This is a genomic window from Vogesella perlucida, assembly GCF_979366545.1.
This window is the reverse complement of the sequence record NZ_CEETRO010000009.1, coordinates 193,668-205,436: the sequence shown is the minus strand read 5'-3', so window position 1 is coordinate 205,436 and position 11,769 is coordinate 193,668. Positions and strand designations below refer to the sequence as shown.

Genomic DNA, 11,769 nt, shown 5'->3' with positions numbered 1-11,769 from the left:
AAGTCAGCTGGAAGAAAACCAAAGACCGCACCAGCCCCGACCTGGACAAACTCAGTGCCGATTTCCCCGACCTGCTGCCGCAATACAGCAAAACCGTCGAAGGGAGCCGGCGCTTTCTCATTCACACCGCAAGGAGCGCAGCATGATCAAAGGCCTCGCCATCACCCCGCCCGTGATCGGGCGCATCAGCATAGGCAAGCTGGTTCAAAAGAACGACAAGTGGCTGCCGGAGAAAGACGACAGCTTCACCCTTACCACCCAGGTACAAAACCGAGACGGCTGGCTACTGCACCCGCTACACCAACCGTTGGCCGACCAAGCCAGCAACGGCAAGATCCGCGCCATTCCGGTACGTACCTTGTTCAACAGCAGCGAGCTGAACCTGCGTGCCGAATACTGCGCCTTCGACCGCGCCACCGGCCGCCCGCTGTGCGTGGGCAACGGTGAAAGCGCCAAGCTGTACCGCAAAGAAGGCCCCGAAGACGTGAAGTGCACCGGGCCAGATCGCTGCCTATACGCCAAAGAAGTGGGCTGCAAACTGTACGGCAGGTTGAACGTGCAGGTAGACGGGCAACAGGACGCGCTCGGTACCTTCATCTTCCGCACTACCGGCTACAACTCGGTGCGTACCTTGGCCGCCAGGCTGAGGTACTTCGAAGCACTTAGCGGCGGGCTCACCCACTACCTGCCCCTGATGCTGCGCCTACGCGCTAAATCCACCACGCAGTCGTATCGCACCCCCGTCTACTACGTGGATCTGACACTACGCGAAGGCGTGGAGTTGGCCGATGCCATCTCACAAGCCCGGGCCGAAGCAGAAGCAGCCATGGAAGCAGGGGTCAACATCGAGCAATTCGAACAAACCGCCCTACAGCTATTGGGTACCGGGCTGTTCGAAGAAACGGAAGAAGAGCTGCCACAGGTGATGGAAGAGTTCTACCCGGTAGAAAGCCCTCCGCCAGAAGGGAGTACACCACCAGACAGCAAGCCTGTGCGCCTCACCGCCAGGCTGGGCAAGCAGACGGCCAAGTCAGCTTAATCACTGCTGCAGTCGGGCACTCAGTTGTTCTACTACCGAAATCACCATAGTGCGATCTTTTGTCGATAGCGGTGAGAGGAGACGGGCCAGGTGTTGAGCCTGGCCGTCCGCGTGGCTGGACACCTCGGAGAGTAAAGCCGCGACATCACATTCCAGTATCACGGCAATTTCGACCAAGCGGGCAACGGTGGGCATCACGATCCCGCGCTCCATACGCGAGACCGCTTCATTGCCAATGCCCAGCTGTTCCGCCAGTTGCTCCTGCGTTAGTCCTTTGCTCAGGCGGTGGCGAGTGATGGCCTTGCCAATCACCTTCGCCAGTTGATCCAGGTCGATAGTTGTCATCACGCTCTCCAGTTCAACCTGAATAGTCGTAACTCAACCCATTGACATGAAGTGCCTGCCGGGTTGAAACTCAACCTATTGAGTTGATAAGCGACGTTTAAAGTCAGCGTCAGGCCAAGAGCAGCACCTAGGCCGACGCTTTCTTCCATCAAGGAACCCTCATGAAAACCAAAGTACGCACCTTCACGGTGCTGTGTCTGTGCGCAATGGCCCTGACGGGTTGTGGCGACAAAATCATGGACTTCCGTAATGTCGAGATAGCAAGCGGAAAGATGTACCGCCAAGGTGCAGATGAGCCTTTCAGTGGCAAGGTAACCAACGTGCCACTAGAACGCCTGATCGATCGCCATCCTGGCTACTTCAAGGTGATGCCGGTTGCTTTTGTGGGAACCGGCACGCCAGCACCAGGGCTCGTATTCCAGGGATTGCAGGTGTACTCCAGCGGCTTGTTTGCACTGTGTGATGCTGAATTTACCGATGGCCAGATGGATGGCGCTATGTCATGCCGTAAGGAAAAGACCAACGAGAAATTGCTGGATATCCAGTTTGATAAAGGCATGCTCAGTGGCCCTTTCACCTTCTACACCAACCAAGCCTCGGCCAGCATTACGTTCAAACAAGGCATGCCAGAGGGCGTGTTGACGGTAAAGGTTAGCAAGACAGACAAGCCTGTTCATACCTACACGTTCCAAGGCGGCAAGCTGAGTGGCCGCGAGGAGGTACTGAATGAAGAGACCGGTGCGGTGACCAGCTATGCAAACTATGAGAATGGCTTGCTGGAAGGGGAGGTTGCGAGGTTTACGCCTGATGGCAAGCAGATGATCTACCTGGCGACCATGGTGAATAACCTGCAGGACGGTCCAGAAAAGTTCTTCTACCCCTCCGGCAAGTTAATGAAGACCGGCCAGTGGTCGAAAGGCATGCCTCAAGGCCGCTTCCAGTTCTATGACGAGCAGGGGAGTGTTACCCAGGAAGAAGTGTGGAAAGACGGCGTAAAGCAGAATCCTAACGCCAACACGCCTGAGTTGTGCCTTGACGAGAAAATCAAGGCATTCCGCGAAGAGAACGGTGATGAGCAACCCATCATGCATGACGTGATGATGGATTGGGAAGGCGAGTGCGGTCTACCTGCCACCGGTTACAACTAGCCACAAACGTTTATCAAGGAATGCACATGAAAACCAACGTTAGAGCTGTCTCGGTGCTGTGCCTGTGTACGATCGCGCTGAATATCAGCCAGGCCAGCGTGCTCGATTTCCGTAACGCTGAAATTGCTAATGGCAAGGTATACCGCCAGGGTGCCAATGCTCCTTTCAGCGGGAAAGTAACCAATATGCCGCTGGAGCGCTTGATCAACAATCAAGGCGGCTACTTCAAGGTGATGCCCATGATCTTTTCGGGGACGGGCACTCCTGCACCAGGCATTTTGCTGCAGGGTTTGATGGCGTATTCAAATGGCTTGCTTGCTATCTGTGACGCTGACTTTACCGACGGCCAGATGGATGGCTTGGTCCAGTGCCGCAAAGAAAAAACGGGTGAGCGACTCCTCAAGATCCAGTTCAAGCGAGGGATGCTCAATGGCCCGTTCAACTTCTACGGCAACGTCGCGACGGCCAACGTGAATTTCCAGCAAGGTCACGCTCAGGGACAGATGACCATCCGCATGGTGAAGTCCGGCAAGCTGATCCATACCTACCAGCTACAGAATGGCCTACTGCACGGGCGTGAGGCCGTACTGAATGAGCAAACGGGGGCCGTGACCAGCTACGCCAACTATGTCAACGGCTCGATGGAAGGGGAGATCGTGAAATTCACCCCAGATGGCAAGCAGATCATCTACCAGGGCACCATGGCCAACAACCAGCAGCATGGCCCCGAGAAGTTCTTCTACCCCTCCGGTAAGTTAATGAAAACCGGCCAGTGGTCGAAAGGCGTACCCGAAGGACTTTTCCAGTACTACGACGAACAGGGAAAGTCGACCAAGCAAGAGCTATGGAAGTATGGCGTTAAGCACGATCCTGTCGTCTATGCGAAGCGTCAGTGTGTGCGAGAAAAAATAGAGGCATTCGAGGAAACCAATAATGACCCGGACATGGTACGTCAAGAACTGAGAAGGTTGCAGGACCTGTGCTACGGGCCAAGCCCCGTCGAGCAATAGCAGCGACTAAACAAGATTTCCAAACCATCAAAGCCACCTTCGGGTGGCTTTTTGTATTTGTGAGAGGACGCATTATGCAAGAACCAGACTTCCAGCCAGGCCAAGCCTTGGCGCAATTCAAGCAACTTATTGACCGTGCAGAGCTGCAGCTCACCAGCCAGCAGCGCCAGCAGATCCTGGGCGTGGTGAACCAGGTACTGAACTACCACGCCGTGGTGGGGGTGATGGGCAAGACCGGTGCCGGTAAATCATCGCTGTGCAACAGCCTGTTTGGTGCCACCGTTACCGAGGTCAGCGATGTGGGCGCCTGCACCCGCCACCCCAACGAAATCTCCTTGGTAGCCAAAGGCGATCGTGGCCTATCGCTGATCGACATGCCCGGGGTAGGGGAAAGTACGCAACGGGATGTGGACTACAAGCAACTGTACCAGGAGTGGCTACCCAAGCTGGACTGCATGCTGTGGCTGATCAAAGCAGACGACCGGGCACTGAGCGTAGATGAAACCTTCTACCGCGATGTGGTACTGCCAGCGTTGGCCAACAAACCTATCCCCATCCTGTTTGTGCTGAGCCAGGCCGACAAAGTCGAACCCTGCCGCGAATGGAATTGGCAGTTCCAGACGCCAGGCTTCATGCAAGCGGCCAACATCCGCGCCAAAGAAGCGCTGATCTGCCAGCAGTTCAACCTCAGCCCTAAAAGTGTCTGCAGCATTTCGGCAGAAGAGAACTACGGCCTACCCGGCTTGCTAGAAAAACTGGTGTTAGCCCTGCCCGCACAAAAAAAGTGGGCCATGGCCCGTGAAGCGAAAGCGGAATGGGTCAGCGCGGCGACGAAACAAGAAGCGCAAGACGGGTTGTGGTCAGTCGTGGTCAGTATGGTCAAGGAAGTAGCCAAAGAAGCCTGCGACTACGTGGTAGACCGCATCACCACCCTGGCTAGCCGTGTGTTTGGCTGGCTGTGGTGAGCAAAGCGAAGGAACGACGATGAAGATCCTGAGAATCCACGATGTGATGGCCATGATCGGTTTGGCCAGATCGACTATCTACAAGTACATCGGAGAGGGCCACTTCCCCAAGCAGATCCGCCTAGGTAGAAGGGCAGTGGGGTGGCTGCTATCAGACATCGAACGTTGGCTGCGAATGAAGGTGGCAGAACGGTGATGCGAAAGCACCATGTACCACCCGCTTCTACGCGGGCGGGACGTGGTGTTTTTTTTTGCTATTGGTAGGCTGATCTCTGAAGTGATAGCTGTCTGCTGTTCGGCCAAACCCGTCATTCAGCCAGTAAATATAAATGGCTGCTTCTAACGGGAAGCAGCCATTCATGTATCCGCTTTTTCGGAGTCATTTACATTTCGACATCAACCTTACTCATCAGGGGCGGCAGTCAAGCAAAACGATCTCCCAGGTCGCCACGTATCCGATGTGTATCGTAAATGATCGTTAGCTTCTCAATCAGCCCTGCATCGTTGAAATCAAAGACATCGACACACTCAAAGCTGACCTTGCCTCCATCACGCAGTACCCAGTCGTAGCGGAAAAATGCACTGGCAGTGCGGTTGCCTTCTGTACTCTGGAAGATGTCCAGCAAGGTGATCGTACTGTTTCCGGATGCATCTGCCAGCTTGCTATAAAACGGTTGTGGACTGACCCAGCCAAGCAAGGGGGAGTAGATCTTGGCATCTGCGGAAAATAAAGCAACGACACCATCAACATTGCTCTTTTCAAGCTCACGCAGGTACTCTTTCAGCTTCTCCGCAAAAAAGTTGGCTTCTACATTAGACATCATCTTCTCCTGTCACAGGTTTGAAGCCAGACCTTAGCAAAGACAATCATGAGCGGAATATCGACTAATTCTGAAGGGGGGAATGCAGTTCATGCATACCCCCTTGATGCCCTGACCAGGCCGTTGCCATCCATGATGGGGCTACAAGCATTTGTAGCTGTTGCACGTCTGGGGAGTTTGACTCGTGCAGCCCGGCAGCTCTGTCGTACCCAGGGCGCAGTCAGCCGACAGATCCAGCAACTAGAGCAGCATTATCAGATGACCTTGTTCTACCGCACGACCAGCGGAATGGACATGACACCCAATGGGGAAGTGTTGTATGTATTGGTCTCCCATTTACTTGGGGCCTTGTCTGACTTTTCCAGCGGACCTGCAGATCGACAAGCCAACATTCGGTTGCGCCTGCCTTCGACATTCGCTCTGCGCTGGTTTCTGCCCCGTCTCGATTCGATTCAGCAGCGCTTGCCAGGTATTCATCTGGAGATCAGTACGACGGTTAGTGATACCCCCCAATTTAGCAATACCGAGTTTGATGCCATGATTGTTCGTGGCAATGGGCAGTGGGACGGTCTGTATGCGGAATTGCTTTTCCCTGAACAACTGACGCCAATGTGCAGTTCCGAGCTGGCAATTGATCTGCACTCCCCGGTGGATGTAGAGAGCTATCGTCTTATCCATGCGAACTCCAGCCAGGAGGAATGGCAAGCTTGGTGGCGTCAATTTGCAACTGGGCCATTGCTTGGTCAGCACATGGTTTTCGACTCCCTTGAAGCGGCAACCAGCGCCGCAGTACAAGGGTACGGTATCGCTTTAGGTGACCCCCGATTATTTCATGACCAGCTCAGTCATGGCGAGCTGGTCATGCCATTCCCGCAACTCCACTCCGATAAGCACGGCTACTATCTTGTGATGCCGGCACAAAGCGGCGATACGATGAAACTGCGCTTGCTGACTGAAACTTTGCACTCCTTGGTCTAGTAATAGCGACATACACAGAAATCCGGACACTCCCGGTGGATGCCCAGTCCGAATTCCTGTGTAAACCGGCCGTTACTCCATCCCATGCTGACAGACCGCTTTGGCCGACAAGCAGCCTGGCGACGTACACCCCCTCTCAACTAGCCGTCACCGTAAAGTCTGCCGGCTCTAAAAACTCCCCGCGCTTTTCGAGTTCATCCAGCCAGTCGCTGTACCATTGCATCATCTCCTGTCGGTGCTGCAGGTAGCGTGCTTTCCGGTTGTAAAGATCTCGTATTGCTTTGGCAGAGGGGGCTAGATCGCCTTTGTCGTTTTTGGCTGCGTGGCCGATATGTAGTTCGATCGCATCCCGATGGAAGCGCATGGCTTCATTCAGGGCTGATGTCATTGTAGTGCGGAAGCCGTGCAGGCATTGGTCGGTGCCGGTGCTGTAGCCCATAGCCCGAATGGCATTGTTGATGCCGGTATTCGAAACCGGGCTGCCAACACGTCCTCCTGCGAACACGAAGGTGGCGTGCTCGTTTAGACCGTGTACCTGCTGCATCACCTCTATGGCTTGGCGGCTTAGGAAGATCATGCGTGGCCTGCCCATCTTTTCCCCGCGATAGCTATACGCTACGCCTTCTACCGGCTCGCGCTCCGGTGGGATAGTCCACAAGCCTTCTGCTAGGTTGAACTCGTCCCAGCGGGCAAAGCGGATCTCTGATGATCTGGCACCTGTCAGCAAAGCAAAGCGCAGGAATAGCTTGATGATCAGCAGGCAATCTACCGAACGCAGCTTCTGTAGCAGCTGCGGCATGCTTTCCAGGGGAAGGGCAGCTTTGGGGGTGCTGACAATCACCGGTAAAATGCCATTACGCCCTGTAAGGCTGGATACTGGATCGTGCTGGATGCGGCTGGTACGCTTAGCGTGCTTCATCACGCTGCTGATGTGTTGCAGTACACGTGCAGCGGTTTGCTGGTGTCCTTGCTTGCTTAGCAGATCTACCGGCTTACGTAGTAGGGCTTCGTTCAGCGTATCAACGGGTAATCTGCCAATGTGCGGGAAGATATGCTTGCGTAGCTGGCTGGCAATGCGGGTGCTGGTCACCGGCTTGATGTTCTTTACCCTGCAGTGCTCTCCCAGCCATTCTAGTGCTACGACTTCGAACGTTGAGGCCTGAGCAAGTTTACCTGCCTCCTTATGCAGCTTGCGCTCGACAGAGGGGTCCTTGCCACTGCGGATGCTGTCTCTGCACTCTTCTGCGGCCAACCTTGCTTGTTTCAGTCCTAGCGCTGGGTAATCACCTAGCCAGATCTTGATACGCTTACCGTAAAGGCTGCTGACAAAGCGCCAGCGTTTTCTTTCTGCGGTTACAACCAACACCAAGCCGCCACCATCCCGGTAGTTCGACTCGGTCTTACCCTCTTCTAGGTGGGCATTGCGACACTGAATATCCTTGAGTAGTGCCATGCCATTGCTTTTATCTGTTGCCATAACGAAGTACCCCCCATGCGTACCCCCTGAAGATAGCATGGGGGTACATATGGGGGTATGTTTTTGTGTGGCTGTAGTAACCCGGTATTAGACAGTCGTAGACATGTTGCCCAGTTTTATCTAGTAAATACAGGGTTACATAGACACTCTAGAACAACTTGGAAATATCCTTCGCGTCCCAGTGCGGGAAGTGCTTGCGTACCAGGGCGTTGAACTCGATCTCGAAGGCACGCAGGCGGGCCAGGTCGCTTTGGTCCTGGCTGGCGCTGTCGATCTGCGCTTCGCCACGAATCATGCCCGCGGCGGAGGTGGCGTTGGACAGGCGGTCGATCACGATCAGGCTGCCGGTAGCGCGGCACTGGGTGTAGGGGTCAAATACCACCGGGGCGGTGAAGCCGATGCGTACCAGGCCGATTTCGTTCAGCTGCAGTTTCTCGGCTTCAAAGGCGTCCAGTGTGTTCACGTCTACGCGGTGCACGATGCGTTCTACACGGCCGGTAACGGTTTTGCCGCCCAGCTTGAAGCTGTAGTCCTTGCCCACGGAGAGCGGGGTTTCATCCATCCACACCAGGTGGGCTTCTACCGCCTGGCTGACAGTCGGGGGCACTTCGTCGGCGCGCACGATCATGTCGCCGCGCGAGATGTCGATTTCGTCGGCCAGCGTCAGGGTAACCGCCTGGCCGCTGCCTGCTACATCCAGATTGCCCTCGTACACCACCACGTTTTCTACCGTGCTTTGCTTGCCGGATGGCAGCGCCACAATGCGGTCGCCGGGGCGGATTTCGCCGCTGGCAATGGTGCCGCAGAAGCCGCGGAAGTCCAGGTTGGGGCGGTTCACGTACTGTACCGGCAGGCGGAAGGCGCTTTGTGCTACGTCGTGGTCTACTTCTACGCTGTCCAGAATGCCCATCAGGGTCTGGCCGTCGTACCACGGTGTGCGCTCGCTGGTGCTCACCACGTTGTCGCCACGCAGCGCGCTGATCGGTACAAAGCGGATGTCGGCGATGCCCAGGTTGGCCGCAAAGGCCAGGTATTCGTCGCGGATGCGGTTGAAGACGGCCTGGTCGAAGTCCAGCAGGTCCATCTTGTTGATGGCCACCACCACGTGCTTGATGCCCAGCAGGCTCACGATGTAACTGTGGCGACGGGTCTGGGTTTGCACGCCGTAGCGGGCATCGATCAGGATCACTGCCAGGTTGCAGGTGGAGGCACCGGTGGCCATGTTGCGGGTGTACTGCTCGTGGCCGGGGCAGTCGGCAATGATGAACTTGCGACGCTCGGTGCTGAAGTAGCGGTAGGCCACGTCGATGGTAATGCCTTGCTCGCGCTCGGCTTGCAGGCCATCGACCAGCAGGGCCAGGTCGATGTCTTCGTCGGTGGTGTTGTACTTTTTCGAGTCGCGCTGGATGGCGGCCAGCTGGTCTTCGAAGATCAGCTTGGAGTCGTGCAGCAGGCGGCCGATCAGCGTGGATTTGCCGTCGTCCACGTTGCCACAGGTGATGAAACGCAGCATGTCTTTGTTTTCGTGCTGCTTCAGGTAGGCCAGGATGTCGCTGGCGATCAGGTCGGATTGGTGTGCCATGAGCGTATGCCTTGCATCAGCAAGGTTGGCCGCATGCGGCCAACCTCAGGATATTCGGTAGGGGCGAAGCGGGGCTTAGAAGTAGCCTTCCATCTTCTTTTTCTCCATCGAGCCGGACGAGTCGTGGTCGATCACGCGGCCCTGGCGTTCGGAGGTTTTGGTCAGCAGCATTTCCTGGATGACCTCGGCCAGGTTGGTGGCCGTGGATTCGACGGCGCCGGTCAGCGGGTAACAGCCCAGGGTGCGGAAGCGCACTTGCTTGTGCTGGATTTGCGCTTTTTCTTCTTCGCTCAGGTACTGCAGGATGCGCTCGTCGTCGATCATGATCAGCGTGCCGTCGCGTTCGATCACCGGGCGCTCGGCGGCAAAGTACAGCGGTACGATCTCGATGTTTTCCAGGAAGATGTACTGCCAGATGTCCAGCTCGGTCCAGTTGGACAGCGGGAACACGCGGATGCTTTCGCCTTTGTTGATCTTGGCGTTGTAGAGGTTCCACAGCTCCGGGCGCTGGCTTTTCGGGTCCCAGCGGTGGTTCTTGTCGCGGAAGGAGTACACGCGCTCTTTGGCACGGGATTTTTCTTCGTCGCGGCGCGCACCGCCAAAGGCCGCGTCGAATTTGTACTTGTTCAGTGCCTGCTTCAGGCCTTCGGTTTTCATTACGTCGGTGTGCTTGGCACTACCGGCGGTAAACGGGTTGATGCCGGCGTCCACGCCTTCCTGGTTGGTATGCACGATCAGGTCCCAGCCGTATTCGCGGGCTTGTTTGTCGCGCAGGGCGATCATTTCCTTGAACTTCCAGGTGGTGTCCACGTGCATCAGCGGGAACGGCGGGCGGCCGGGGGCGAAGGCCTTTTCGGCCAGGCGCAACATCACGGCAGAATCCTTGCCGATGGAGTACAGCATCACCGGGTTGTCAAACTCGGCGGCGACTTCACGGATGATATGGATGGACTCGGCTTCAAGTTGCTTGAGGTGAGTCAGCCTCTCCTGACTGATTTTCATCTTTGCGCTCAATTCTCTGACTGTTTGCATCGCGGCACCCGGGCAGGCACCGTGCCGGACTTTCCGGCACGGCAAATGTACCGGAGAGCCGCTGGCCACGAAAGAATGAATATATATATCTATATGCTATATATGGGCTAATTTGGTGCTATTGCAGGAATATAGACGTTTTGTGATTAGATAAAATTATCGACTAAAGCGGGTTTTCACTTAACGAACTGTGGCTAGAATGAAGGGTGCAGGCCCCATAGTGATTCAACATAAAAACCATGGCAGGTGCCCGATGAGCGACAAACCGCTGATTATTGTGATTGACGATGATGTGCTGACCACGGAAATGATCAGCGATGGTCTGGAAGATCAGTACAGCATTCGTGGTTTTACCAACCCGCTAGAGGCGTTGTCCCAGGTCGCGGCGCTGCAGCCCGCGCTGATCCTGCTGGATATCAACATGCCGCAAATGGATGGCTACGAAGTGTGTCGTCGTTTGAAAGCGGATTTTGATACCTGTGATATCCCGGTGGTGTTTCTTTCCGGGCTGACGGCGCTGGAAGATCGTGTCGCGGCTTACGACGCGGGGGGCGAGGACTTTACGTCCAAGCCGCTGAACCTGGCGGTGGTGGCGTCGCGCATCGATGCCATTTTCCGCCGCCAGCGAGAGAAAGCGGCGCTGGCCAGCCAGGCCAGCTTTGCCACCGCCACGGCCATGACCGCCATGAGTAATGCGGCAGAGCTGGGCCTGGTGGTGGATTTTTCGCGCCGAGCCATGGCTTGTGTCGACCTGATGCAGCTGGGGCGTACCTTGCTGGATACGGTACAGGGTTTTGGTGTCAGCGGTGCCGTGGCCCTGGCTAGCGGGGGCGAGCGGCTTGCCTTGAGCCAGGAGGGGGAAGTCAGCGAGATGGAGCGCGGCGTACTGCAGCTGATTGCCGACTGTGGCCGGGTGGTGGCGCTGGGCAAGCGCGTGGCGTTTAACTACGAGGGTGTGACGCTGCTGGTGCGCGACTTGCCGGTAAGCGACGAGGAACGTGCCGGGCGACTGCGCGACCATTTATCGGTGCTGGGCGAGCTGGTGTCGGAGCGCTTGAAGATCCTGGCGTTGCAGCAGCGCGCTGCCCGACAGGAAGCCCAGCTGCGTTCCTTGCTGCAAACCATCCGCGATGGCATTCACGGTCTGGATGCGCAGCGTCGTGAAGACCGCATGGCGGCGAGTACCTTTCTGGAAACGTCACTGGGGCGCGTCGAGCGTGACTTGGTGCACCTGGGTCTGACCGAGTCGCAGGAAGAGCAGCTGGTGTCTACCCTGCGCGAAACCAGCTACAAGGTACTGGACCTGTATCGCGGCGACCCCAAGGCGGTCGAGGCCTTGAAACAGGCACTGGCTGCGCTGCCGGATCTGTAA

General features: G+C 56.3%; 12 protein-coding genes. 7 read left to right on the top strand and 5 right to left on the bottom strand.

Annotation, left to right across the window (positions count from 1 at the left end):
- Positions 1 to 142 precede the first annotated feature (142 nt).
- Complete coding sequence (locus tag ACZ9XP_RS14235; RefSeq protein ID WP_465188642.1) at positions 143 to 1,039, top strand: recombination directionality factor; 897 nt, start codon at positions 143 to 145, stop codon at positions 1,037 to 1,039.
- On the opposite strand, the gene ACZ9XP_RS14230 is transcribed toward ACZ9XP_RS14235, so the two are convergent.
- Positions 1,040 to 1,384, bottom strand: a complete 345-nt coding sequence (locus ACZ9XP_RS14230) for a helix-turn-helix domain-containing protein (RefSeq protein WP_017507141.1) — start codon at positions 1,382 to 1,384, stop codon at positions 1,040 to 1,042.
- 161 nt (positions 1,385 to 1,545) lie between these two features.
- On the opposite strand from ACZ9XP_RS14230, the gene ACZ9XP_RS14225 reads away from it, so the two are divergent.
- The 4 genes from ACZ9XP_RS14225 to ACZ9XP_RS14210 all read left to right on the top strand — a co-directional run bounded on the left by ACZ9XP_RS14225 (position 1,546) and on the right by ACZ9XP_RS14210 (position 4,703).
- A complete protein-coding gene (locus tag ACZ9XP_RS14225; RefSeq protein WP_465188641.1) occupies positions 1,546 to 2,532 on the top strand; it encodes a toxin-antitoxin system YwqK family antitoxin in 987 nt (328 codons plus the stop codon).
- Positions 2,533 to 2,558: 26 nt separating this feature from the next.
- Positions 2,559 to 3,542, top strand: coding sequence for a toxin-antitoxin system YwqK family antitoxin (locus tag ACZ9XP_RS14220; protein WP_206211157.1), 984 nt, complete (start codon positions 2,559 to 2,561; stop codon positions 3,540 to 3,542).
- A gap of 74 nt (positions 3,543 to 3,616) precedes the next feature.
- Positions 3,617 to 4,507: a GTPase family protein gene (locus tag ACZ9XP_RS14215; RefSeq protein ID WP_465188640.1), complete on the top strand. Its 891-nt coding sequence runs from the start codon at positions 3,617 to 3,619 to the stop codon at positions 4,505 to 4,507.
- A 19-nt stretch (positions 4,508 to 4,526) separates the two neighbouring features.
- Entirely contained in the window at positions 4,527 to 4,703 is a 177-nt protein-coding gene (locus ACZ9XP_RS14210) for a helix-turn-helix transcriptional regulator (RefSeq protein ID WP_017507145.1), read from the top strand.
- A gap of 226 nt (positions 4,704 to 4,929) precedes the next feature.
- Here ACZ9XP_RS14210 and ACZ9XP_RS14205 read toward each other — a convergent pair whose 3' ends face one another.
- A complete protein-coding gene (locus ACZ9XP_RS14205) occupies positions 4,930 to 5,328 on the bottom strand; it encodes a nuclear transport factor 2 family protein (protein WP_206211511.1) in 399 nt (132 codons plus the stop codon).
- A 48-nt stretch (positions 5,329 to 5,376) separates the two neighbouring features.
- On the opposite strand from ACZ9XP_RS14205, the gene ACZ9XP_RS14200 reads away from it, so the two are divergent.
- Positions 5,377 to 6,306 carry a LysR substrate-binding domain-containing protein gene (locus tag ACZ9XP_RS14200; protein ID WP_147689138.1) on the top strand — a complete coding sequence of 310 codons (930 nt, stop codon included), beginning with the start codon at positions 5,377 to 5,379 and terminating at the stop codon, positions 6,304 to 6,306.
- 136 nt (positions 6,307 to 6,442) lie between these two features.
- Here ACZ9XP_RS14200 and ACZ9XP_RS14195 read toward each other — a convergent pair whose 3' ends face one another.
- From ACZ9XP_RS14195 to cysD, 3 genes are all read right to left on the bottom strand, one after another.
- Positions 6,443 to 7,759 carry a tyrosine-type recombinase/integrase gene (locus ACZ9XP_RS14195; protein WP_465188639.1) on the bottom strand — a complete coding sequence of 439 codons (1,317 nt, stop codon included), beginning with the start codon at positions 7,757 to 7,759 and terminating at the stop codon, positions 6,443 to 6,445.
- Between the two features lie 172 nt (positions 7,760 to 7,931).
- Positions 7,932 to 9,365 carry a sulfate adenylyltransferase subunit CysN gene (gene cysN, locus ACZ9XP_RS14190; protein WP_465188638.1) on the bottom strand — a complete coding sequence of 478 codons (1,434 nt, stop codon included), beginning with the start codon at positions 9,363 to 9,365 and terminating at the stop codon, positions 7,932 to 7,934.
- A 75-nt stretch (positions 9,366 to 9,440) separates the two neighbouring features.
- Positions 9,441 to 10,367: a sulfate adenylyltransferase subunit CysD gene (gene cysD, locus ACZ9XP_RS14185; RefSeq protein ID WP_206211158.1), complete on the bottom strand. Its 927-nt coding sequence runs from the start codon at positions 10,365 to 10,367 to the stop codon at positions 9,441 to 9,443.
- A 283-nt stretch (positions 10,368 to 10,650) separates the two neighbouring features.
- On the opposite strand from cysD, the gene ACZ9XP_RS14180 reads away from it, so the two are divergent.
- Positions 10,651 to 11,769 carry a response regulator gene (locus ACZ9XP_RS14180; protein WP_170253543.1) on the top strand — a complete coding sequence of 373 codons (1,119 nt, stop codon included), beginning with the start codon at positions 10,651 to 10,653 and terminating at the stop codon, positions 11,767 to 11,769.

What these genes read in the sequence shown, in the direction of transcription:
- ACZ9XP_RS14235 (WP_465188642.1), top strand. Translation starts at nt 143, where the DNA reads ATGATCAAAGGCCTCGCCATCACCCCGCCCGTGATCGGGCGCATCAGC.
- ACZ9XP_RS14230 (WP_017507141.1), bottom strand. Translation starts at nt 1,384, where the DNA reads ATGACAACTATCGACCTGGATCAACTGGCGAAGGTGATTGGCAAGGCC.
- ACZ9XP_RS14225 (WP_465188641.1), top strand. Translation starts at nt 1,546, where the DNA reads ATGAAAACCAAAGTACGCACCTTCACGGTGCTGTGTCTGTGCGCAATG.
- ACZ9XP_RS14220 (WP_206211157.1), top strand. Translation starts at nt 2,559, where the DNA reads ATGAAAACCAACGTTAGAGCTGTCTCGGTGCTGTGCCTGTGTACGATC.
- ACZ9XP_RS14215 (WP_465188640.1), top strand. Translation starts at nt 3,617, where the DNA reads ATGCAAGAACCAGACTTCCAGCCAGGCCAAGCCTTGGCGCAATTCAAG.
- ACZ9XP_RS14210 (WP_017507145.1), top strand. Translation starts at nt 4,527, where the DNA reads ATGAAGATCCTGAGAATCCACGATGTGATGGCCATGATCGGTTTGGCC.
- ACZ9XP_RS14205 (WP_206211511.1), bottom strand. Translation starts at nt 5,328, where the DNA reads ATGTCTAATGTAGAAGCCAACTTTTTTGCGGAGAAGCTGAAAGAGTAC.
- ACZ9XP_RS14200 (WP_147689138.1), top strand. Translation starts at nt 5,377, where the DNA reads ATGAGCGGAATATCGACTAATTCTGAAGGGGGGAATGCAGTTCATGCA.
- ACZ9XP_RS14195 (WP_465188639.1), bottom strand. Translation starts at nt 7,759, where the DNA reads ATGGCACTACTCAAGGATATTCAGTGTCGCAATGCCCACCTAGAAGAG.
- cysN (WP_465188638.1), bottom strand. Translation starts at nt 9,365, where the DNA reads ATGGCACACCAATCCGACCTGATCGCCAGCGACATCCTGGCCTACCTG.
- cysD (WP_206211158.1), bottom strand. Translation starts at nt 10,367, where the DNA reads ATGAAAATCAGTCAGGAGAGGCTGACTCACCTCAAGCAACTTGAAGCC.
- ACZ9XP_RS14180 (WP_170253543.1), top strand. Translation starts at nt 10,651, where the DNA reads ATGAGCGACAAACCGCTGATTATTGTGATTGACGATGATGTGCTGACC.